This is a genomic window from Pantoea sp. SGAir0184 (assembly GCF_043544755.1).
The window spans coordinates 731,730-755,366 of record NZ_CP028050.1; the positions used below are offsets into that span (position 1 = coordinate 731,730).

19 protein-coding genes are annotated in these 23,637 nt (G+C 54.3%); all 19 read left to right on the forward strand.

Features of this window, described 5'->3' with window-relative positions; genetic code table 11:
* Nucleotides 1-5: 5 nt before the first annotated feature.
* A complete protein-coding gene (locus C1N60_RS03420; RefSeq protein ID WP_058771450.1) occupies nucleotides 6-983 on the forward strand; it encodes a hypothetical protein in 978 nt (325 codons plus the stop codon).
* Nucleotides 984-999: 16 nt separating this feature from the next.
* Nucleotides 1,000-1,824, forward strand: coding sequence for a type VI secretion system accessory protein TagJ (locus tag C1N60_RS03425; protein ID WP_394521398.1), 825 nt, complete (start codon nucleotides 1,000-1,002; stop codon nucleotides 1,822-1,824).
* Nucleotides 1,814-2,389, forward strand: coding sequence for a type VI secretion system baseplate subunit TssE (gene tssE, locus C1N60_RS03430; protein WP_021506795.1), 576 nt, complete (start codon nucleotides 1,814-1,816; stop codon nucleotides 2,387-2,389). Before C1N60_RS03425 ends, tssE begins: the two co-directional genes overlap by 11 nt.
* Before the next feature lie 2 nt (nucleotides 2,390-2,391).
* Nucleotides 2,392-4,266, forward strand: a complete 1,875-nt coding sequence (gene tssF, locus C1N60_RS03435; RefSeq protein WP_058771452.1) for a type VI secretion system baseplate subunit TssF — start codon at nucleotides 2,392-2,394, stop codon at nucleotides 4,264-4,266.
* A complete protein-coding gene (tssG, locus tag C1N60_RS03440) occupies nucleotides 4,263-5,309 on the forward strand; it encodes a type VI secretion system baseplate subunit TssG (protein WP_058771453.1) in 1,047 nt (348 codons plus the stop codon). The genes tssF and tssG overlap by 4 nt, the downstream gene beginning before the upstream one ends.
* 54 nt (nucleotides 5,310-5,363) lie before the next feature.
* Nucleotides 5,364-7,973 carry a type VI secretion system ATPase TssH gene (gene tssH / locus C1N60_RS03445; protein WP_394521399.1) on the forward strand — a complete coding sequence of 870 codons (2,610 nt, stop codon included), beginning with the start codon at nucleotides 5,364-5,366 and terminating at the stop codon, nucleotides 7,971-7,973.
* 29 nt (nucleotides 7,974-8,002) lie between these two features.
* Complete coding sequence (locus C1N60_RS03450; RefSeq protein ID WP_394521400.1) at nucleotides 8,003-9,469, forward strand: serine/threonine protein kinase; 1,467 nt, start codon at nucleotides 8,003-8,005, stop codon at nucleotides 9,467-9,469.
* A gap of 16 nt (nucleotides 9,470-9,485) precedes the next feature.
* Nucleotides 9,486-11,414, forward strand: a complete 1,929-nt coding sequence (locus C1N60_RS03455) for a type VI secretion system Vgr family protein (RefSeq protein ID WP_394521401.1) — start codon at nucleotides 9,486-9,488, stop codon at nucleotides 11,412-11,414.
* A 9-nt stretch (nucleotides 11,415-11,423) separates the two neighbouring features.
* Nucleotides 11,424-12,218 (forward strand): DcrB-related protein, encoded by a 795-nt coding sequence (locus C1N60_RS03460; protein WP_058757152.1) that lies wholly within the window; start codon nucleotides 11,424-11,426, stop codon nucleotides 12,216-12,218.
* 3 nt (nucleotides 12,219-12,221) lie between these two features.
* Nucleotides 12,222-13,484, forward strand: coding sequence for a polymorphic toxin type 46 domain-containing protein (locus C1N60_RS03465; protein WP_394521402.1), 1,263 nt, complete (start codon nucleotides 12,222-12,224; stop codon nucleotides 13,482-13,484).
* A 2-nt stretch (nucleotides 13,485-13,486) separates the two neighbouring features.
* A complete protein-coding gene (locus tag C1N60_RS03470) occupies nucleotides 13,487-13,837 on the forward strand; it encodes an immunity protein Tsi6 family protein (protein ID WP_394521403.1) in 351 nt (116 codons plus the stop codon).
* A 770-nt stretch (nucleotides 13,838-14,607) separates the two neighbouring features.
* Nucleotides 14,608-14,748 (forward strand): hypothetical protein, encoded by a 141-nt coding sequence (locus C1N60_RS03475; protein WP_394521404.1) that lies wholly within the window; start codon nucleotides 14,608-14,610, stop codon nucleotides 14,746-14,748.
* Between the two features lie 434 nt (nucleotides 14,749-15,182).
* Nucleotides 15,183-16,247: an ADP-ribosylarginine hydrolase Tri1 gene (gene tri1 / locus C1N60_RS03480; RefSeq protein WP_394521731.1), complete on the forward strand. Its 1,065-nt coding sequence runs from the start codon at nucleotides 15,183-15,185 to the stop codon at nucleotides 16,245-16,247.
* A gap of 357 nt (nucleotides 16,248-16,604) precedes the next feature.
* Complete coding sequence (locus C1N60_RS03485; RefSeq protein WP_394521405.1) at nucleotides 16,605-17,075, forward strand: hypothetical protein; 471 nt, start codon at nucleotides 16,605-16,607, stop codon at nucleotides 17,073-17,075.
* A 352-nt stretch (nucleotides 17,076-17,427) separates the two neighbouring features.
* On the forward strand, nucleotides 17,428-19,563 hold the full coding sequence (locus tag C1N60_RS03490; RefSeq protein ID WP_021506800.1) for a type VI secretion system Vgr family protein: 2,136 nt from the start codon (nucleotides 17,428-17,430) through the stop codon (nucleotides 19,561-19,563).
* A 2-nt stretch (nucleotides 19,564-19,565) separates the two neighbouring features.
* Nucleotides 19,566-20,720 (forward strand): DUF2169 family type VI secretion system accessory protein, encoded by a 1,155-nt coding sequence (locus C1N60_RS03495; protein ID WP_282954869.1) that lies wholly within the window; start codon nucleotides 19,566-19,568, stop codon nucleotides 20,718-20,720.
* Complete coding sequence (locus C1N60_RS03500) at nucleotides 20,713-22,005, forward strand: PAAR-like domain-containing protein (protein ID WP_021506802.1); 1,293 nt, start codon at nucleotides 20,713-20,715, stop codon at nucleotides 22,003-22,005. The genes C1N60_RS03495 and C1N60_RS03500 overlap by 8 nt, the downstream gene beginning before the upstream one ends.
* A gap of 7 nt (nucleotides 22,006-22,012) precedes the next feature.
* Nucleotides 22,013-22,759, forward strand: coding sequence for an ankyrin repeat domain-containing protein (locus tag C1N60_RS03505; RefSeq protein ID WP_282954870.1), 747 nt, complete (start codon nucleotides 22,013-22,015; stop codon nucleotides 22,757-22,759).
* A gap of 134 nt (nucleotides 22,760-22,893) precedes the next feature.
* Nucleotides 22,894-23,520: an ankyrin repeat domain-containing protein gene (locus tag C1N60_RS03510; RefSeq protein WP_282954871.1), complete on the forward strand. Its 627-nt coding sequence runs from the start codon at nucleotides 22,894-22,896 to the stop codon at nucleotides 23,518-23,520.
* Nucleotides 23,521-23,637: the final 117 nt, after the last annotated feature.

A 23,637-nucleotide genomic window follows, 5' to 3' on the forward strand; every position in this document is an offset into this window, starting at 1 on the left:
CCAACATGAAACATGGATTACTGGGTCTGGCTGCGCTGCTGCTCAGCACGCACGCATTTGCTGAGAACTATCGCATCGTGCAGTCCCCGGCACAGAAACTGGATGTCTGGATTGATGACGTGAAAGATAACCAGCTGGCGAGCTGGTGTAAGCGCAATGTTGATCTGCGCATCGTCACCCACGGCGCGAAAAACGTCGCGGCGCTGGAGGATTTTCTGCCGCGCGTCGCCGGGCTGATGGCATCGCAGTGTAAAGCGCTGCAGCAGCTCAACTGGGCGCTCAATGATGATGACGGCAACCCGATCGCCAGCGGCAGCGCTGCCAAAGCGCAGCAGTGGCAAACGGTGGTAACGCCGCCGCCCGCGCCCGTGCAGCAGCCAGAGACCGCTGCGGTTGCCCCTGCCGCGCCGGTGCTTAACTCGCCGCAGGCCGATACCACGCCGTGGCTGCAGTTCAGCCTGCTCGACGGCTGTCACTTCCGTACCTGGTGGCAGCATCCGGCGCAGACCAGCGCGCTGTTCGTGCCGTCAAAACAGGGGCTGAGCTGCGGTCAGGATGGCTGGCTGAGCGGCCGCAGCAGCCTGACGCAGATGGGCAACGGTGCGGCGAAAAGCGTGGTGGTGACGTTCCTGCAGGGCTTCCCGATTGCCGGCCTGAATAACAAACAGCAGAGCGCCGAGCTCAGCATCACCACCGTCAACAGCGAACGCATGGTGCTAAGCAACGAGAAGTCGCCAGACAGCTGGCTGGTGCTGCCGTTCAGCAGCCAGTTCAACGGCTGGCAGGCACCGGATCAGGTGGTGGTGCAGATGCCCGCCAGCGATGCCGCCGATGAGAGCGCGCTGCGCGCACGGCTGCAGGAAGTACGCAAAGTGTGGTCGCCGTGGCTGAGCGCCAGCGCACCGCTGAAAGTCCAGCTGGTAGAACAGCTGCATCCGGAGCTGAAAGATCCCGCCGCCGCGGTTTACCGCACCATCAACTAACGCAAAAGGAGCTTGCATGGATTCGCTACAATCGCGCCTGGCCAGTGCCTCACTGGCCGATAACCTCGCCGATATCACCCGCCAGATTCAGGCCAGCCCGGCCAATGCCGACCTGCGCGCGGCGTTTGTGCAGCTGCTGTGCCTGGCGGGCAACTGGACGCGCGCGCAAACCCAGCTGCAATCGTGGCTGGCGCTGACGCCCCAGGCGCAGCCGACCGTCACCTTACTGCAGCAGGCCATTGCCGGTGAGCAGCAGCGTGAAGCGGTACTGCGCGGCGCGGCGCAGCCGCAGCTGCCGGGCAGCGCGTGGGCGTGGTGTGAAACCCTGCTGGCTGCGCTGACCGCCGACATCCGCGGTGACTTCGCGCTGGGTGCGGAGCAACGTGCCGCCGCGCTGGCGCAGGCCGAAGCCAATCCGGGTCAGCTGCAACAGCAGGAACAGACGGCAGACTTCGCGTGGCTGATGGACGGCGACAGCCGCTTCGGGCCGGTGTGCGAAGCCATCGCCAACGGCCGCTACTACTGGATTCCGTTCGCCGCGATCCGCGAGATGGAATTTCAGGCGCCTGCCAGCGTCACCGATTTGGTCTGGCGCCATACGCGCGTGCAGCTGGTAGATGGCAGCGAGCAGATTTGCCAGATCCCGGTGCGCTACCCGCTGCTGCCGGGGGCGGATGAGCGCTACCTGCGCGCCAGCGTCACGGAATGGCAGCCGCTGGGCCACGATGACAGCCAGTTTACCGGTCACGGCCAGAAGCTGTGGCTGAGCGACAGCGGCGAGTATCCGCTGCTGACGCTGCAGCAGCTGACGTTCCAGCCAGGCGGCAGCGATGAGCCGTGATAACAGCTCGCACAACGACGGCTATGCCCAGCTGCATGGCGGTTTCCGCGCGCGTAAAAATCGCGATGCGCTAACCGCGCGCGACAAGTTGCAATCCTCGTTACTCGATCGTCTGACTGACAACGCGCCGGACAAGCAGAGCGAAGCCAGCAATACCACGCTGATTTCCCACAGCACGCTGCGCCGCCACGTGCTGCGCGATCTGCAGTGGCTGTTTAACACCATCAACAACGAAGCCCAGCAGGATCTCAGCGCCTTTGGTGAAGTGCAGCGCTCGGTGTGGAATTTTGGCGTGGCGCCGCTGGCCGGACAGAATATCTCCGACATCGAATGGCAGGATATGCAGCGCAAAATGACCGATGCCATTCTGCACTTTGAGCCGCGCATTCTGCCGCAGGGGCTGCAGGTGCGCTGCGTCAGCGATCTGAAATCGCTCAGCCTGCACAACGTGTTATCGATTGAGATCAAAGGCCGCCTGTGGTGCGTGCCTTATCCGCTGGAGTTTCTGTTCCGCACCCAGGTTGATCTGGAAAGCGGTCATTTTGAACTACTGGATGCAGGTTAATCATGGACAGCAAACTGCTCGACTACTACAACCGCGAACTGGCCTATCTGCGTGAGCTGGGCGCGGAGTTCGCTGCGCGCTATCCGAAAGTCGCCGGGCGGCTGGGGATGCGCGGCATCGAAGTCGCCGATCCTTACGTTGAGCGCCTGATGGAGGGCTTTGCTTTCCTCACGTCGCGCGTGCAGCTCAAAATGGACGCCGAGTTCCCGCGCTTTTCGCAGCGGCTGCTGGAGATGATTGCGCCGTCTTATCTGTCACCTACGCCGTCGATGGCGATTGCACAGCTCACGCCGGACAGCCGTAAAGGCGATATCAGCAATGGCTTCCACGTGCCGCGCGGCACCATGATGGAGAGCCAGCACCTGAAAAAAAGCGGCGTAACCTGCAGCTACACCACGGCGCATGATGTCACGCTGCATCCGCTGCGCATCAGCGAAGTTTCACTCGGCGGCGTGCCGGGCGATCTGCCGCTGGGCGAACTGAAGCTCAGCGGTCGCGGTGCCGCCAGCGCGCTGCGCGTGCGTATCGCCTGCGAAGGCATTTCGTCGCTCAGCCAGCTGAATGTCGCCGATTTAATGCTGTATCTCAGCGGCCCGGACATTCAGGCGCAGAAACTGCTGGAGCTGCTGATGCAGCACCGCGTCGGCATCGTGCTGCAATCGGTCGAACAGAAACCGCTGCGCCAGGTGCTGCCGGATGACTCGCTACAGCAGGAAGGCTTTGCGCCAGAGCAGGCGCTGCTGCCGGACGATCTGCGTAACTTCGACGGCTACCGGCTGCTGCAGGAGTATTTTGCCTTTCCGGCACGTTTCCAGTTCATCAACCTGAGCCAGCTGGCACCGTTTCTGCGCCGCTGCGATAACGCACAGGAATTCGACATTATCATCCTGCTGGATAAGGCTGACAGCGCGCTGGAAAGCGTGGTGGACAGCAGCCATCTGGCGCTGCACTGCACGCCGGTAATCAACCTGTTTCCCAAAACGGCCGAGCGCCTGAAGGTCAGCGACAGCCAGCACGAATATCATCTGGTGGTGGATAATATCCGGCCGCTGGACTACGAAGTGCACTCGGTGCAGCGGCTGTTCGCCACCGTTGAGGGCAAGCGCGAAGAGCAGTTATTCCGCCCGTTCTGGAGCACCTTCAGCGGCGACGACGGCGATTACGGTGCCTATTTCTCGCTACGCCGCGAGCAGCGCACGCTGTCTGAGCAGGCGCAGCGTTACGGCACGCGCACCGGCTATATCGGCTCGGAAGTATTTTTGTCGCTGGTGGATGAGCATCACACGCCGTGGCGCGACGACATGCGCTACCTGTCGGCAGACGTGCTCTGCACCAGCCGCGATCTGCCGCTGATGCTGTTGCAGCAGGAGCAGGGCAATTTCGTCATGCCGGATTCGATCCCGGTCGGGCAGCTGAAGTTGTGTAAAGGCCCGACGCCGCCGCGTCCGGCGCTGGCCGAAGGGCTCTCCGCGTGGCGTCTGATCAGCCACCTGCAGATGAACTACCTGAGCCTGATGGACAGCAGCGACGGTCAGGGCGCCGCCGCGCTGCGCCAGCTGCTGAGCCTGTACGCTAATCTCGCCGAAGCGGCGGTGGCGCGCCAGATTGACGGTATTCGCCACTGCCAGCTTAGCGCGGTCAATCGCCGGGTGCCGGAACCGGGCCCGGTGGTGTTTGCGCGCGGCGTCAGCATCACGCTGGAGGTCGACGAACAGGCGTTTTCCGGTGCCAGCCCGTGGCTGCTCGGCAGCGTGCTGGAACGCGTGTGCAGCCGGCTGGTGGCGCTGAATAGCTTTACCGAATTCACCCTCAACAGCCAGCAGCGCGGCGAGGTGGGCTACTGGCCGCCGCGCATGGGCAGGAAGGCGCTGCTATGAGCGAGGCGCAGATCATTCCGCTGCAGCGCGCCCAGCGGCTGCCGGACGATTTCTGGCAGGCAGTGATGGCGGCACCGTGGCGCTACGATCTGTTTCAGCTGCTGCGCCGGCTGGATGCGCAGGGCGGCCAGCGCTATCCGCTGGGACGCGCGCCGCTGCCGAAGTTCGAAGCGCTGCGCATTGGTCAGCAACCGTCGCTGGCGTTTGCCCCGGCAACGCTGGCCAGCGTGCAGCCGCGCGCAGAGGACGCGCGCCATGACGTGGCGATTTACAGCTTTGGCCTGTTTGGCCCCAACGGTCCGCTGCCGACCCACCTGACGGAATATGTGCACGAGCGCATCGTGCACCATCAGGATCACAGCCTGGCGGCATTTGCCGACATCTTCCACCATCGCGCCACGCTGCTGTTTTATCGCGCCTGGGCCGATGCGCAGCCGGCCGTCTCGCTGGATCGCGCCGATAACCGCCGCTTTGTCGATTACCTTGCCTGTCTGGCCGGCATCGGTTTACCGGCGCAGCAGCAGGCCAGTTCGCTCAGCCTGCATGCGCGGCTGATGCTGGTCGGCCATCTTAGCCGCCACGGTCACGACGCTGAAGGGCTGGTACGCATTCTGCGTCACTACTTTGGCGTACCGGTGCAGCTGGCACAGAACGTGCCGCAGTGGCTGACGCTGGACGCGCGCGATCAGGCGCGGCTGGGAGCCGGACGCCAGATGCCGCGGCTGGGCGAATCGGCGTTCCTCGGTGTGGCGGTGCGCGATGTGCAGCACCGTTTTCGCCTGCGGCTCGGTCCGCTGAGCGCGCAGCAGTATGCCCACTTTCTGCCAGATGCGCCGGGCGCGCGCGAAGTGCGCGACTGGGTGCGTCACTATCTCGGCATCGAGATGCAGTGGGACCTCAGCCTGATCCTGGCGGCGGAAGAGGTGCAAAGCGTCACGCTGGGAGGCAATGCCCGGCTGGGCTACACCAGCTGGCTGGGACACGCGCCACAGCCGCAGGATCGCGAAGATTTCATGTTTGAGGTTGAGGCAGCCGCAAGCTAGCCCAATCGCTTTTCCCTGTTACACAGCCTGCTTCTTTCATTAAAGAGACCCGATATGTCAGAAATCAGCCGTGCCGTGTTATTCGGCAAACTGGATACGCTGTTATTTACCTCGCTGGAAAGCGCCACCGCCTTTTGTAAACTGCGCGGCAATCCTTATGTTGAGCTGGTGCACTGGCTGCACCAGCTGATGCAGCAGCAGGATGGCGACTTACAGCGGGTGATCAGCCATTTTTCACTGGATGAAAACGCGCTGACGCGGGATATCGTCGCGGCGCTCGACCGCCTGCCGCGTGGTGCGAGCGCGGTTTCCGATCTCGCCGAACACATCGACAGCGCCGTCGAGCGCGCCTGGGTCTACGCCTCGCTGAAGTACGGTGCGACGCGCATTCGCGGCGGCCATCTGCTGATTGGCATGCTCAAAACCTTCAACCTCGCCAGCGTGCTGAAAGGCATTTCCGGCCAGTTTGGCCGTATCAATGCTGATGCGCTGCTGGAGCAGTTCGACACGCTGCTCGCCAGCAGCAAAGAGGCACAGCAGGCGCTGGTGGCGCATCCGAGCGTGGAGAGTGCCGCACCGGCAGCCAGCACCAGCACGCTGGCGCAGTACGCGCAGGATCTCACCGCGCGCGCACGCGAAGGACGCATCGATCCGGTCACCGGCCGTGATGAAGAGATCCGCCAGATGGTGGATATTCTGATGCGTCGCCGGCAGAACAACCCGCTGCTGACCGGCGAGGCGGGCGTTGGCAAAACCGCGGTGGTTGAAGGCCTGGCGCTGCGTATTGCCGCTGGCGACGTACCGGCTCCGCTGCGCGATGTGCAGCTGTGGCTGCTGGATATCGGCATGCTGCAGGCCGGTGCCGGCATGAAAGGCGAATTTGAAGCGCGCCTGCAGGCGCTGATTAATGAAGTGCAGTCCAGCCCGACGCCGATTGTGCTGTTCGTCGACGAAATCCACACGCTGGTCGGTGCCGGCGGCCAGCAGGGCACCGGCGATGCCGCCAACCTGCTGAAACCGGCGCTGGCGCGCGGCCAGCTGCGCACCATCGGTGCCACCACCTGGGCCGAATACAAAAAGTACATTGAGAAAGATCCGGCACTGACGCGTCGTTTCCAGACCGTGCAGGTGCAGGAGCCGGATGAAGCCAAAGCGATTCTGATGCTGCGCAGCACCGTCAGCGCGCTGGAGAAGCACCATCAGGTACTGCTGCTGGATGAGGCAGTCAGCGCAGCGGTGAAGCTGTCGCACCGTTACATTCCGGCGCGCCAGCTGCCGGACAAAGCGGTGGCGCTACTGGACACCGCCTGCGCACGCGTGGCGGTGAGCCAGGGCGCACAGCCTGCGGCACTGGAAGATTGCCTGCATCGTCTGGCCGCGCTGGAGATTGAAGCGGAGATCATTGAGCGCGAAAGCAAAGTCGGGCTGGGCGATGCGGCGCGTTCGCAGGCGGTTGCCGCGCAGCGCGCGACGCTGGAAACCGAGCGCGATGCGCTGCAGCAGCGCTGGCAGCAGGAGCGTGAACTGGTCGATCAGCTGATTGCCCTGCGGGCGCGCTGCGTGACGGAGGGTGAAGCCGCGCTGCGCGATGAGCTGGACGCGACGCAACGGCAGCTGCAGCAGGTGCAGGGCGAAGCGCCGCTGCTGTTTGCCGCCGTGGATGCCAGCGTGGTGGCCGCCGTGGTCGCAGACTGGACCGGGATTCCGCTGGGGCGCATGGTGAAAAACGAAATCGACGCGGTGCTCAATCTCGCCGATACGCTCAACCAGCGCGTGATTGGCCAGCGGCACGGTCTCGATCTGATCGCCAAACGCGTGCGCACCTCACGCGCGCGCCTCGACAATCCGAACAAACCGGTCGGCGTCTTTATGCTGTGCGGTCCCTCCGGCGTCGGCAAAACCGAAACCGCGCTGGCGCTGGCCGAGTCGCTGTACGGCGGCGAGCAGAACATCATCACCATCAACATGAGCGAGTTTCAGGAAGCCCACACCGTTTCCACCCTGAAAGGCGCACCGCCGGGCTACGTGGGCTATGGCGAAGGCGGCGTGCTGACCGAAGCGGTGCGGCGTCGTCCCTACAGCGTGGTGCTGCTGGATGAGATCGAGAAGGCGCATCCGGATGTGCACGAACTGTTCTTCCAGGTGTTCGATAAAGGCTGGATGGAGGATGGCGAAGGGCGCCACATCGACTTCCGTAACACCATCATTATCCTGACCTCCAACGTCGGTACGCAGCTGATCAGCGCGATGTGCGCCGATCCGGAGCTGATGCCGGATCCGGAAGCGCTGAGCACAGCGCTGCGCAAACCGCTGCTGGAGGTCTTCCCGCCGGCGCTGCTGGGGCGCCTGCTGGTGGTGCCGTATTACCCGCTGAGCGACGCGATGCTGGCGGAAATCGTCCGGCTGCAGCTGGGACGTATTGTTCAGCGCCTCGCCGACAACCACGGCATCAGCGCGCAGATTGACGATTCGGTCATCAGCCAGATCGTGCAGCGCTGCACGGAAGTGGAGTCCGGTGGCCGCATGGTCGACGCCATCCTTACCAATACCCTGTTGCCGCAGATGAGCCAGATGCTGCTCAGCGCTCACGCCCGCGATGAACGCTATCGTCGCGTGCAGGTACGCTGTGAGCAGGGCGAGTTTGTTTGCCAGTTCGATGTCTAAAGCCGTTAGTGATCAGAGAGTTTTCGAAAATGTCGGAACACGATAATCCCCTCAACGTACCCAACGCTCTGCCGGTGGGTTACCGTTTCAATGAGTTTGAAATTAAAGAAGTGATCGGTGGTGGCGGCTTTGGCATTGTTTATCGTGCCTGGGATCATCAGCTGGAGCGTGATATCGCCATCAAAGAGTTTATGCCGGCTTCGCTGGCGGTGCGCAGCGATGATCTGAATCTGGTGCTGCGCAGCGAACGCTTCAGCAAAACCTTTCATGCCGGGCTGAACAGCTTTATTCAGGAGGCGCGCCTGCTGGCCCGCTTCAACCATCCCAATCTGCTGCACGTGCTGCGTTTCTGGGTGCAGAACGACACCGCTTACATGGGCACGGTGTTTTACAGCGGCACCACCTTATCGAACCTGCGCGAGCGCAATCCGCAACTGGTGGATGAAGCCTGGATTCGTCGCCTGCTGCCGCCGCTGCTGGGTGCGATCAAAACCATCCACGACGCCGGTTACCTGCACCGCGATATCTCGCTGGATAACATCCAGATTCAGAGCAGCGGCGAGCCGGTGCTGCTGGATTTTGGCTCTGCGCGTAAAACCATTGGTAACCTGTCGGATGAGAGCGAAACCATGCTGCGTCCGGGCTATGCGCCCATCGAGCAATACAGCGATAACGACGAAAGCGAACAGGGCGCGTGGACGGATATTTACGCGCTGGGCGCGGTGCTGCACACGCTGATCACCGGGGCGCCACCGCCGGTGAGCGTGGTGCGCAGCATCGAAGATAACTACCAGCCGCTGGCCGCGCGCCGCCTGCCGGGCTACTCCCAGGCCTTGCTGACGGCGGTGGACCGTGCGCTGGCGCTCAAACCGGAAGATCGGCCGCAGGATATTGATGCCTTTGCCGGGCTGATGGCGCTGCCAGAGCGCGAACCGGAACCGCTGCTGAGCGCCAAAATCAGCGGACCGGGCACCATGCTGGTGCCGGTGGAAGAGGCGAACGAAGCCGAAACGCTTTCACCGGTGAAATCGTTGCTGCGCCATCGCTTTGCGCTACCGGGGCTGGTGGCTGCGGGCGTGCTGGTGGGATTGTGCGTGGGGCTGGTGATGTCCGGGGGCGATGAGCCTGCGGCGCCGGCAGAGACGGTGCAAAACAGCGCGCCAGCTGCTGATCCGGCAGTTTCACCTTCAGCGCCGTCAGCGTCGTCAGCGCCAGCCGCAACGGCAGCGGTAACACCGAAAAAACCGCACGAAGCGGAGCCGCAGCCTGCACCGCCGCCGGAGCCGGTCGCGCAGGTTTACATCAAGCTGCAGCAGGGCGAACGCGTCCAGGTGAATGGCAAACCGCAGGCGCTGGTGCCTGCCGCCAACGGTTTTGCCGCGCTGCAGCTGGCGCCAGGCAATTATACCTTTGCCATCAGCGGCCAGGGCGGCACGCGCGAGCAAACGCTGACCATCAGCGAAGAAGGCGTCTGGTTGCTCGATCCACACAGTTAATCATCAGGGATTTATTATGTTCTCACGCATCACCGCACAGCTGCCGATGGACGGCCTGCTGTTCTGGAAACTCACCGGCGCCGAGGCGCTGTCGCAGTCGTTTGAGCTGAACGCCGAGCTGCTGGCCACGGACGCGCGCATTGACCGGCACGCGCTGCTGGGGCAGCCGGTCACGTTCACGCTGCCGACGCAGAGCCTGCTGTCGCCGCGCTACCTCAACGGGAAAATCACGCGGGTGGCGGTGCGCAGCGAGGAGCTGAGCGGGACGCGCTACGCGGTGTACCAGCTGCGGGTGGAGCCGGACCTGTGGCCGATGCGACGGGACCGCAACCTGCGGATATTCCAGGGACAGACGGTGCCGCAGATAGTGCAGACGCTGCTGCAGGAGAACGGGGTAAACGTGGAGACGCGGCTGGGCAGCAGCTACCGGGTGTGGGAGTACTGCGTGCAGTACCAGGAGAGCAGCTTCGACTTCATCAGCCGGCTGATGGAGCTGGAGGGGATTTACTACTGGTTCCGCCACGAGGCGGAGCGTCACGTGATGGTGCTGTGCGACGGGGCGGACCAGCACGAGGCGTTCGCGGGCTACGAGACGATACCGTACCACGTGACGGCGTCGGGCGGGAGCGTGACGGAGGAGGGCATCAGCCAGTGGTCGCTGTGCGAGAGCGTGACGCCGGGAATGTACAGCACGGACGACTACGACTTCCGCAAGCCGAACGCGTGGATGCTGCAGGCGCGGCAGAACCCGGTGTCGCCGGTGCCGGGGGCGGTGGACGTGTACGACTGGCCGGGCCATTTTGTCGACCACAGCCACGGGGAGTTTTACACGCGCATCCGTCAGGAGGTGTGGCAGGTTGCGCACCACAGCGTGAGCGGAACGGGGACGGCGACGGGCATCGCGCCGGGGTACCGGTTCGGCATCGTGAACGCGCCGCACTTCAGCGACAACGGGGAGTACCTGGTGACGTCGGCGCGGTACGACTTCGAGGAGAACGGGTACGCGAGCGGCGGCGGCGGTGCGCGGCACAACATCGCGTTCACGGTGCTGCCGTCGTCGGTGACGTACCGGGCGGAGCCGGCGACGGCGTGGCCGAAGACGCACGGGCCGCAGACGGCGAAGGTGGTGGGCCTGGCGGGAGAGTCAATCTGGACGGACCGCTACGGCCGGGTGAAGGTGAAGTTCCACTGGGACCGCCTGGCGAAGGGCGACGACACGAGCTCGTGCTGGGTGCGGGTGTCGAGCGCGTGGGCGGGCCAGGGCTTCGGCGGCGTGCAGATCCCGCGGGTGAACGACGAGGTGGTGGTGGACTTCATCAACGGTGACCCGGACCGGCCGCTGATCATCGGTCGCGTGTACAACGAGGCGAGCATGCCGCCGTGGGCGCTGCCGGCGGCGGCGACGCAGATGGGCTTTTTGAGCCGTTCGAAGGACGGCACGGCGGACACGGCAAACGCGCTGCGCTTCGAGGACAAGGCGGGCGAGGAGCAGGTGTGGCTGCAGGCACAGCGTAACCTGGACACACACGTTAAGAATGATGAAAGTCATAATGTCGTGAATAACCAGATTATCACCGTAGGTGCTAACCATGACACGCGTGTACAAGGCGATCATAGCATCGGCACGCAGGGGGATAGCAAAACACTGACGAAGGGCAATCGTACAGAAAGGGCTCTGGCCTCTTATATTATTGCTGCTGGCGACAGCGTGCGAATTGAATGCGGTCTTAGCGCAATTGAATTAACCAAAGAGGGTGAGATTAATTTCATTGGTAAAAATTTCAATCTCACTGTAGATAGCAAAGGCCAAATTAACACTAAAAGCGGAGAGTTACACTTAAATCCAACGGGTGGTTCTGCAGCTATCGTGGCACCCGGCAGCGGACATAAAGAAGTCATTAAGAACGAAATTGATCAATATTTTTCTTCATCTGAGGGTGATTAAGGGATAAGTATGGCAATTTATACTCTACAGGAAGCATCCCTGGAATTACCAGATGTATTTAAAGATAGAACCATGAACCTGTTTACGCTGAGTGAAAATAACGCCAGCGAATTTACATTTGTAGTATCTCGGGCATCCGCCTTGCATGATGATACTGTGCAGAAAGTTGCTGCCCGGGTAATTCAGGAGATGAGCACTACCGTTCAGGCATTCAATAGCGTTACATCACAACTTATCGTGGTTGATGGTTTACCAGCGGTTGAAGCTTTTTATCATTTTGAGAATGGTGGTGTACAAATATGGCAAAAGCAAACCATTCTCCTGCTTGATGATGAACCTGGCGGGAAGAAAATTGTCTGTTATATAGGGACTTGTCCGGGACATTTCAGTGAATATTATCAAAAGCAGTATCGGGCAATTATAGATAGCATTAAGTTTAATTCACGGAATAGTGAGGTTGGGTCCGCTCCCGTTGCCTCTGACTCTTCCGATATATTTTTCTCTCTCGACAATGATACGAAAATACTCACCGCACATGAGGGCGTCAATGCACTTTATCAACACGTTGATTTAAAGAGGGCATTGAATGGTAGTTATTTATTCTATGATAAAGCAGGAAATCCTCTCCATATCGCTGCGTTAAATAATGAAGAACCTCTCCGTTATGCGCTCTGGACTTCCGTGGGCAAAAATCTCTCATCTTTAACTCAAATGATTGGGATCGCTAAAGCGATTGAGGGACCAGAAGAATTAAGTGGTGAGAAGCAAATTCTTGCTTTTCTTCAGAGGCACAGGGATGAATAAATCATGGCGGAATTCAATGCGGCCAGAGAGCAGGACGACGTAGCGCATACAGCTTCTGAAGGATGGATGATAGCCGGTCTTATCGGCGGAGCGATACTTGGAGCTGCGGCTGTGGTTGTTACTGGCGGTGCGGCGTTGATCGCGGTATCCGCTGCGGCGGCAGGAGCTTGTGCAGCAGGTGGGATAGGCGAAGTACTGGGTAGTATGTCCTGGGCACCACGACATAACACCGGTAAGCTCATGTCTGGCTCTCCTAACGTTTTTATCAACAGCAGAGCAGCGATACGTGCCCATTTATCCAAAGGGACCTGTGATGAACACAGTGGTTCGCTGCAATTGGTCGCAGAAGGTTCAGATAAGGTCTTTATCAATAATTACCCAGCCGCACGCATCGGTGACCGTCTAACCTGTAGCGCCGAGATAGCCAGCGGATCTGCCAACGTTTTTATCGGCGGAGGGAAGTACCAGACCGATGACATTAATCCGGAAATTCCTGGCTGGGTTAACTGGATCATGATGGGAGTTGGAACGGCTGCCGTTGCAGTTTTAGCTTCGCCAGCCATAGCATTACTTGGATTAGCCGGCGGGATCGGCGGTGGCTATGGCGGCAGCTGGATTGGTGGCAGGCTCTTCGGTGAAGGATCGGATGGGCAAAAATGGTCTATGCTGGCAGGGAGCTTCATTGGCGGCGCTGCTGGCGGCAAAGGCGGGATGAAGTTTGATGGCTGGCGGGCAGGCGAACTACCACAGCCAATCGAAACAACTGCTGCCCATGTAGAAATATCTCCACGGCGTGCAGAATTGAATGAAAAATTTGGACGCACTGGAGATTTAAATAAAGATATTACGATTCGGGGTAATAAAGAAATAGCTCGGGATTGGTTAGAGTCCAAAGGCTTCGATCCCCAGCAAATTAAAGATTTTGATAATGGAATTGATTATTCGCAAAGAGTAAGTATCGAAACATTCAACAGAAATAAAGTTCTATATCAAAATCAAGTGCCTGGTGGGCGTCAGGGAAATTGGTATGCATTAAGTGAAGATGTTAAGCCTACCAGGCTTGGTATCAATCCAAAGGGTACTATATATGGAACTGAAAATGTGGTTGATAAGGTAGTTAAGCCTTATACTATACAGCATAAGGTCGAGATGTTGCGGAGTACGTCACTGCCTGCACTTGATACATGGTCGGTTAAGAACAAACCATACCAAACAGAAGGTGGAGCAATACAGTTGCTCTCGAATGAAAAAAGCGCGTTGAGGTGAAAATGGAAAAAAATGAATATACCGCTCTGGATTATATCAATAATGCTATAGAGGCAACTAATAAAAGAGCTGCGGAAAAGCCAGACTTCATACTGTTTCAAATTGCTTTGGAACAACTTATTTATATTAAAAAAATTTTAACTGGCCAAGAGAAAGATAAAAGCCCCATACATAGTATGACTTTAGGTAGTCTAGCGTCAAAAGAATTTGATACAACAGATCCAGAACTTGCGAAGCATCTTTCAAATGCAAATTATATTGCCTCACAAATTGGTGCAGGGCTTAAAGTTATCCTTCCTCATCAGGTCGATCCCGAATATGAGAAAAGGAAAAAAAGATACCTTAAAGGTTAGAGGGGAGTATACGATAATTAAATATATGTTAGTGTGTGGGATGGAGTGACCGTTTATTTTAAATCAGGAGGCGCACAAATGCGGTTTAATTTAGAGCGTCCCTTTGCTAAAGCTAAGCGCAATCTCCAGTTCAATTAATTATCCAATAATGTGATTTGGTCCTAATGCTTAGACGTTTAGCTTCGTTAGTTATTGCTTGAGATGCCTAAGCGCTGGGAACAGTGGTGGCTATGCTAGTAATCGTTGAATCGCCTTGGATAATCAAGATACTTTTGAGTCGTTGGTAATATCGTTTTTAATATTCTGTCAGTAGTATCTTCCCGCTCAAATCATGTTTACGCTTACTGTTATAAAAAATCGTTATGATCAAAAATATCGCTGTGTGCTTCTTCCAGCGTTATGTAAATATTTTCTTTATCAGTCGTAAAGTGGTGACTTGGTCAGGAGTGATTTTTAAACTTGGGGGGGAAATAGTTAAAAATTCCTGATGGCAACGAGTGGGGTGCCAGGGACACTGGCCCCATATGGCTTCCGGGTGGCAAACCACTAAATGGTGATTGGGAGGCAGTAGTGTCTACTAAAGGTGCGGAAAAGGCATTCATTACGAAGTTTATGATTTCAAAACTGGAGAGATTGATGATAAAGGGTGTTTTGATTTATGAGAAAAAGGTGACTATGCAATTGTCGAAGCTAATGATGGTTTTATATTGAAAGTATTGACCTCTAATTTTTATGAAAATTCTCATCTTGATGTAAGTAAGGGTTTTTTGATGGGTATCGATGATTTAATTAAAGAGAGAAACTTCAATGAAATGATTTCTTTGGCTGGTGATGTAAAGAAAAACTACAACTCTTACATAGATAAAGAAGTCAGGCGGGTTAATGTCATAGGCAAAAGTTTAATTGTGTGATTGTGCATTGTGAAATTAATAGTAGCAGTAAACTCATGGGATTTCACGCTGTATAAATGTGATGATTTATATTATGTTATGAAAGTTATTTTCAGTGAGGGGGATTTTAAGATAGATATTGAGAGATATTTTATTGTAACTGAATTTATTAGTGTCAATGCCACTAATGTTGAAGAACTTAAACATCTTTCAAGTAAGATAAGGGAGAGTTATTATCTTTTTAGAGGGAATGAAATAAGCAAAAAGGATTTTAATTTTATTTAAATTTAAATAATTCTGTTTTATATTAATGCATAAACCTGCAAAAAAAGAAACTTCATGCAAAATATTCTGATGAAGCTGAAGTCTTATAGCCATTTAATGCTTATTTTAAATCTATTGATAAAGTTAATAGTTGTGGTAAGGCAGTTTTAGTTTATTTATAAGGAACTATGATGATTGACTTACATGGATCTGATGATGTTATTAATCAGTACGCCGAAAGATATCATCACCTTTTGCCTGTAAGTAAAAGACAGGCATCTCGTTCTCCAGAAGGGCAGGATGCGCTAAATCAACCTGATTGGTATGAAAGCTACCCTCAGTTAAATACAGATGTTGATGCATTGGACCGGGCAAAAGGAGCTTTTCTGGGATTAGCTGTTGGCGATGCTGTGGGTACGACGTTAGAGTTTAAAATTAGAGATAGCGCCTATGTAGAAGATATGGTAGGCGGAGGCCCTTTTAAATTAAAGCCTGGTGAATGGACGGATGATACATCAATGGCTATTTGTTTGGCAGAAGCCTGTATTGAATCGGGGCGCGTTGATATTAATTTATTCCGCGATAAGATGGTTGACTGGTATAAACATGGTGTTAATAGCGTTAACGGCTATTGCTTTGACATTGGTAATGCGACGCGCTATGCCCTGGAGCAATATATGGAGAAAGGTGGGAGCTGGTTTGGAAATACGGCGAAAAATACTGCAGGTAATGCGGGATTAATCAGGCAAGCGCCAGCAGTCATTCTTAATTGGCGCTCATTGCAGGATATCTATTTCGCTACCAAAGCGCAAAGTATGGCGACGCATGCAGCTGCAGAATCATTATCGGCATGTAATTTTCATGGCTACCTTCTTCATATGTTGATCAATGGATGCAGTAAAGATGCTGTTTTTTCCCCGCATCTTATGCCATTAGTTTCAAGGGTGCTGATAATAAATGCCGGTGAGTACAAAAGTAAGCAGCGAGAACAAATTCGTTCAAGCGGATATGTTATAGACACGCTTGAGGCAGCTATGTGGGCTGTGTGGAATACTAATAATTTTCGCGACGCTATTCTCCTGGCCGCGAATTTAGCAGACGATGCTGATAGTGTTGCTGCTACAGCAGGGCAAATAGCAGGAGCTTTATATGGTTATTCTGAGATCCCTCATGAATGGCTTGATAAGTTAGCACAACGAAAAAAGTTAGAGTTGATGGCAGAGAAATTGTTTCTCATGGGATGTGAAAATGCTTGATGACAAACATCTTAACTTCATTTTTAGATGCATTGTCCTTAGGGTGGTAATTATATATTTTAATAATGAAAATTAGATTGATTCTCATCTGTCTCTTGTATGATACGGTAGTATATTTTCGACGGTGGTGGACCTTGGATACTTTGGGTATTTTTAATTATCAGTGTCTCTCTCAAGAATTTTTTTACCGATGCTATAAGTAGTCGAAGCGCCAGAAGTGATATTCGTAACTCTGGCCTTATGGTTTCAAAATAATTTTAAGCTGCGGGTTCAAAATGTGCCAGGCATCTGCTCAGTGAAATTATATTGCCGCTCAAATAAATTGTGAGCTGAAAGATTAGTGACTGGAAAATGGTTTTGGTTGGTGATAATAAAAGTGGTGGCAGCAGTATGGGGATCGCAGCGTTTTTATTTTTCTTATTGGTGACGATATATTTTATCTGGAGTAGTAAGGTTTCCTATGGAGGAAAAACACTGGCTGGCATAGGGAAAGCTTTTATTGGGATCTTTATCGCCATTATCGCTATCGGGTTTGTGCTTAAAGGACTGGCAGCGATAATCCCAGGTTTTACCAGGGACGCCGCAGGGGATTTAATGGAAGCGTTAGGTGTGTCTTTGGTTTTTATATGGGGGATGAGGTTTATGCTTGTTGCGTTGTGCAATATTTTTGGCGCAATTATGAATTTTCACAAGAAATATAATGCTGAAAATTACATAAGGTTTTCACCGGCTATCAATAAACTGACGCCAGGGCTGTTCATTTTTTCAAAGGTCATTCTTTCTCTTGGAGCTATAGTGATTTTTTACGGTATTTGGCTGGCAAACTAAATTAAGAAGGGGAACCGATTATGATTATCGATATAGACTCTGCTTTTCCTCTTGCGCTGGTTTTTTCTAAAGAAGAGATCGGGCAGCACTTCTGAAAATGCCTTTATGCTTCGGTCAGAGAAAAAATGCTGCATTACCGGGTTGTGCTGCCAAAAAGATTCAATCCAGCGGAACATTGCCCGGTCGCGGTCAATACCCGGCTCATCGGACAGTTCCCGAATATGAAATAAGAAAAAAGCACTACAAGACCGGGTGTTAATTTTTAGCGTAATGCTTATATGCTGCATTTCACGCTATGGCGTTTAACCTCCCCCGATGACTCAATCATTTAAATAAGTTACGGAATCTGCTTATGTTCTCACGCATCACCGCGCAGCTGCCGATGGACGGCCTGCTGTTCTGGAAACTCACCGGCGCCGAGGCGCTGTCGCAGTCGTTTGAGCTGAACGCCGAGCTGCTGGCCACGGACGCGCGCATTGACCGGCACGCGCTGCTGGGGCAGCCGGTCACGTTCACGCTGCCGACGCAGAGCCTGCTGTCGCCGCGCTACCTCAACGGGAAAATCACGCGGGTGGCGGTGCGCAGCGAGGAGCTGAGCGGGACGCGCTACGCGGTGTACCAGCTGCGGGTGGAGCCGGACCTGTGGCCGATGCGCCGGGACCGCAACCTGCGGATATTCCAGGGTCAGACGGTGCCGCAGATAGTGCAGACGCTGCTGCAGGAGAACGGGGTGAACGTGGAGACGCGGCTGGGCAGCAGCTACCGTGTGTGGGAGTACTGCGTGCAGTACCAGGAGAGCAGCTTCGACTTCATCAGCCGGCTGATGGAGCTGGAGGGGATTTACTACTGGTTCCGCCACGAGGCGGAGCGCCACGTGATGGTGCTGTGCGACGGGGCGGACCAGCACGAGGCGTTCGCGGGCTATGAGACGATACCGTATCACGTGACGGCGTCGGGGGGGAGCGTGACGGAGGAGGGCATCAGCCAGTGGTCGCTGTGCGAGAGCGTGACGCCGGGGATGTACAGCACGGACGACTACGACTTCCGCAAGCCGAACGCGTGGATGCTGCAGGCGCGGCAGAACCCGGTGTCGCCGGTGCCGGGGGCGGTGGACGTGTACGACTGGCCGGGCCATTTTGTCGACCACAGCCACGGGGAGTTTTACACGCGCATCCGCCAGGAGGTGTGGCAGGTGGCGCACCACAGCGTGAGCGGAACGGGGACGGCGACGGGCATCGCGCCGGGGTACCGGTTCGGCATCGTGAACGCGCCGCACTTCAGCGACAACGGAGAGTACCTGGTGACGTCGGCGCGGTACGACTTCGAGGAGAACGGGTACGCGAGCGGCGGCGGCGGAGCGCGGCACAACATCGCGTTCACGGTGCTTCCGTCGTCGGTGACGTACCGCGCGGAGCCGGCGACGGCGTGGCCGAAGACGCACGGGCCGCAGACGGCGAAGGTGGTAGGCCCGGCGGGGGAGTCAATCTGGACGGACCGCTACGGCCGGGTGAAGGTGAAGTTCCACTGGGACCGCCTGGCGAAGGGGGACGACACGAGCTCGTGCTGGGTGCGGGTGTCGAGCGCGTGGGCGGGCCAGGGGTTCGGCGGGGTGCAGATCCCGCGGGTGAACGACGAAGTGGTGGTTGACTTCATCAACGGTGACCCGGACCGGCCGCTGATCATCGGTCGCGTGTACAACGAGGCGAGCATGCCGCCGTGGGCGCTGCCGGCGGCGGCGACGCAGATGGGGTTTTTGAGCCGTTCGAAGGACGGCACGGCGGACACGGCAAACGCGCTGCGCTTCGAGGATAAGGCGGGCGAGGAGCAGGTGTGGCTGCATGCTGAGAAAAATATGGACACCGAGGTGGAAAATGATGAAACCCACTCGGTTGGTAGTAATCGCACTAAAACCATCGGCGGCAACGAAACCACTGAGGTTAAAAAGAACCGCACTGAAACCGTCGATCAGAACGAAACCATTACCATTCACCAAAACCGTACGGAAACAGTGGACGGCAATGAAACCATCACTGTGCACAGTAACCGCACTGAAACGGTTGATCAGAATGAAAATGTGCGTATTGGTCAGAATCAGTCAGTGACCATCAATGGCAACCAAACGCTGAAAGTCGATCAGACGAAAACTGAAACGGTCGCATTAGCCTCGATGTTAAATGTCGGGCTGGCGCAGAATACCAATATTGGTGCTGCTTATGTACTCAATGTAGGGGCCGGCTGGATGACTAACGTGGGTGCGATGCAAATGCACAACGTTGGCATGAAATATTCACTTAATACCGGGCGGGACATTGGCCTTTCAGCAGGAACATCGGCGGAGTTTAGTGCGGAAGACAAGATTACCCTGGTTTGTGGCGAATCGATGATCGTGCTCGAACAGAACGGCACCATTACCATCAGTGCAAACAAAATTAAGCTGGTTGGTGAGAAGGTGATAGACATTGACGGAACGCAGATAGATATCAACTAACTATGGAAAATTTTGTCAACTATAGTGCTTTCCCGGCACAGCTTTTTGAGTCGATAGACCAGCACGATCATGGATTTAGTGTGCTGGTAACACGCGTCAGTTACGATCTGGATATTCACAGCGGCCAACTTACGTTATGCGAAGATCAGGGTGAATTGGTTGAACAGGATGAATATTACGATGAGCCGGGCAGAAGCAGTGTTCGATTCGAGAGCGATCTGGCACCCTTTAAGCCGCGTTTGGATGTCATTATCAACGGTAGTGCTCACGCTCCGGAAGGTAAGCCGGCGCGTCATTTCACCGTCGGAGCGCGTATTGGCGATTTTACTCGTTTACTAAACGTGTATGGCCCACGCGAGTGGCGCAAAATGGTGACTAGCTGGCAATTAAGCGAGGCTAAAGCGATCACTGCTCTCGAATTACGTTACGAGCATGCGCAGGGCGGAATGTTCCGCTTAGATCATGGCGACGAGATTGCATCCGCCACTAATAGCGTCGGTGTTGGCTGGCTACCCGCCAGGGCGCAGAAACAGCTTAAGTTACAGCGTATCGCAGCGCCACAGTTTGAATTACTGCCCCAGCCGATTAAAAACATTGATGATGAAACCTTGCCTGCCGGTTTTGGTTTTTATGGTCGTGGCTGGAAACCGCGTATTGGCTTTGCCGGTACTTATGACGAGGCGTGGAAGCAGCAGCGTCATCCTTTTCTGCCGCAGGATTTTCGCTTTGATTACTGGTGTGGCGCTCATCCGTGGATGCAGTTTCCATTACCCAAGCCGCTGTCACATATTCCGGTTACGCTAAAAAATCTTATCTCACAACAGGATAAGCCCGGACAGGAAATCAGTTTTTCAGTACCGGTTGAAACCTTATTTGCCTTTGTCACCACACAACTGGGGGCTGGAGTAAGCTACGATTTGCAGCTGGACACGCTGGTGGTTAATTTGCCCGAGCGCAAAGTGCACTGTACTTATCGCACAGTGTTTTCTGAATTGCTTGAGGCAGCAGTAACAGAGTTACGCTTCATCACCGCAAAGGAACGTAAGGCGATAGTGCAGAAGGCACAACAACAAATCGCGGATACCAATGACGATAGTTTTACCCCGCTGCCGCCTTCACTGGTAGGGCTCATCTCGCAGGAGTCAGGTCATGGCTGATAATTACGCTGCACGCAAGGATGGTGTGTATAAGGTGGTGGGATTACTACCCGATTTGTGTTTCACCCCCGGCATTCAGCCGCCAGTGCCATATCCGGTTACTGCCACACTGGCACCCTCGAAAAGTACGGTGGAAAGCGTACGCTTCAATGGCCACCCGGCATTCGTCTATGACATTAGCTTTGTGCCGACGACTATTGGAGATGCGGCCGGGCGTAACAAGGGCGTAGTCAGCGGTACAGTTGAGGGTGACTGCTGGTCAATTGAGCACAGTCCGGATACCTATATCGGTGGTTTTCCCCTCAACCGCGTACAGGATATCTTTGCCATGAACGGCAAGGCCAAGGGAGGGCGCGGCGGTAATCTGACCAAAAAAGAAACCTGGGAGCGACGCAAGGCGCTGATAGCAAAAGGTAAGCAGAGCAGTGACCCAAAAGTTCGGGCAGCCGCTGAAAGGCTGGAACTGAATAATACGGGGATGGAAAAAGCGAGACTTGCCGACTATGTTTATGAACCACGTGATCCCACTAAGCCTATGCCAGAAATACCTGAAGGCTGGAGTGATATTAGTAATGATCCTGAAGCTCTAACCAAATATGGTTTGTCACCGCGTGACTTAAATGCGCCCGGTGCACCGCAATTCAAAGCTAAAGTCTATGCTCCAGATAAAGAAGTATTTGGAGATGATATGTCTGCTTCAGTGGTTTTTCGGGGTACTCAGTCTGGACCTGACTGGGCAGCCAATGCGCAGCAAGCATTAAATCTTCCCACCCCATACTATAAGCAGTCAGTGGAAATTGCGTCTCAGTTGGAAAACACCACGGCTAAGATTGACTGCGTTGGGCATTCACTTGGAGGAGGCATGGCTTCAGCTTGCTCTAGGGGAAGCGGAAAACCAGGCTGGACATTCAATGCGGCAGGATTAAACAAAAATACTGTTAATAAATATGGTGGTAGCGTAATAGATCGCACCGTTGAAAATGAAAACATAAACGCTTATCGCGTTAAAGGTGAGGTTTTAACGTCGGCTCAAGAGCCTGGCTTGTGGGGAGGCGCGCTGGTCGCTACTTTAGGTGGTGTAGGGGCATTACTGGGAGGTGTTGTAGGAGCTGCTATTGGTTCAACTTTAGGGATGATCATAGTTGCTCTGCCTGCTGCACTTGGATTAAAACACGATATGGATGGTGGCGTAGGAAATCCAGTCAATAGGCACTTCATGAGTCAGGTTATCCCCTGCATAGAAGCAGAAAAACAGGCTGATGAAGAAACATTAAGTACATTATGAGGGTTGTATGATAAAAAATATCAAAAATATCATGAGGTTATTTTTATTTATTCCTTTTGCTATAATGTCTAATATAGGATGTGCAAGTATGAAAGTGTCTGAGCCAGAGGCTTATTTTAGCGGCGAGCAGCTGCAATTGGCCCAAGCGATTAAAGAAGGGAATATTAAAGAAGTTGAAGCCTTATCTTCTAATGTGAATTTAAATAAGCCAGGTGGTGAGGACATGACTATACTGGTTTATTCATTGCTCGTAGCAAGTAGTAATGATACAAAAACGGGCTTTGATATCATCTCTTTACTAGTTAAGGCCGGGGCAGATCCACTATTTAATATACCAAATTACGGAAGTGCGGCTGAGGTGATGGCGACTTCAGACGATCCTCGTTACCTGAAGGCATTAATTGATGGCGGTCTGGATAAAAATGCAGTGAGCAATTATCGTCCGCTAATTATTAATGCAACTTCCCACCATTCAAGAAAAGTGCTGGAATATCTGGTCGGTATCGGTGCTGATGTAGATCAACCTGACTCAGCTGGCAAAACTGCACTGATGGTGGGATTGGGGAGGTATGATTTAGATGAAGTTGATTTCCTGTTACAACATGGTGCAAATCCTAACGTAAAAAATAAAGCAGGCTGGGGTTTTAGAGAAATGCTACAGAAAAAAATTGAAAAAGGCGACAATGATACTACAATGAAAAAACTTCTCGACATCAAAAAAATAGCCGAAAGTAAAGGCATGAGGACCTTTTAAGAAGGAAAGGGAGTGCTAAAAATTATTACAGGGACGTACTGCATAAAGTTCTTTGCTTTCGTATTCATTCTTCTTGTTGTGAATAAATGTCTGGCTAAGGCTGTTTCAGCTGAAAATAATTCTCAGGTTATGCTTTGAAAGCCGCTGTTGCTATCAGAGAGGGAAACGCTTTTGCAGTGGATACCTTAGCTAAGGTCGATATCCTGAATATGTCAGGCAAGAAGGGAATGACACTTTTGATGTACGCGCTTTTAACCGCAACAAACAAAAAAACAGATGCCAGTTTTCAAATCGTAACCGAACTGGTAAAGAAAGGCGCGGATCCATTGTACATTATTCCTCAATATGGCAGTGCTGCAGATGCTATGGCCCGCTCAAACGATCCCCGCTATCTTAAGGCATTGATTGCGGGTGGTCTTGATAAAAATGCTGTTAGTAGTGCACGTCCATTAATTATGAACGCAACGTCAGAAAACTCAATGCCTGTGCTGGAATATCTTGTCAGTATAGGTGCCGATGTTAATAAGCCCGATACCGCTGGTAAAACGGCGCTTATTTTTGCTTTGACAAGAATGGACCTCGATCAGGTTGAATACCTCTTACATCATGGCGCCAACCCAAACGCAGTGACAAAAGCGGGATGGGGGTTTAGCAATCTACCCGAAGACATGCTTAAAAAGGAAGGTAAAAACAATGATGCTACGGCACTTAAATTAATGGAAATCAAAAGACTTGCTGTTGCTAAAGGCATGCGGATTTGAGTTTAAACTTTACTGTTGTTACCTCTTAATTTATGGGGTTCTATGATTTCTCCACAAAAGATATTACCTTCAGCCTGAAATCTCAACCTACAGTTTAGTTAGTCACCATTTTAAATG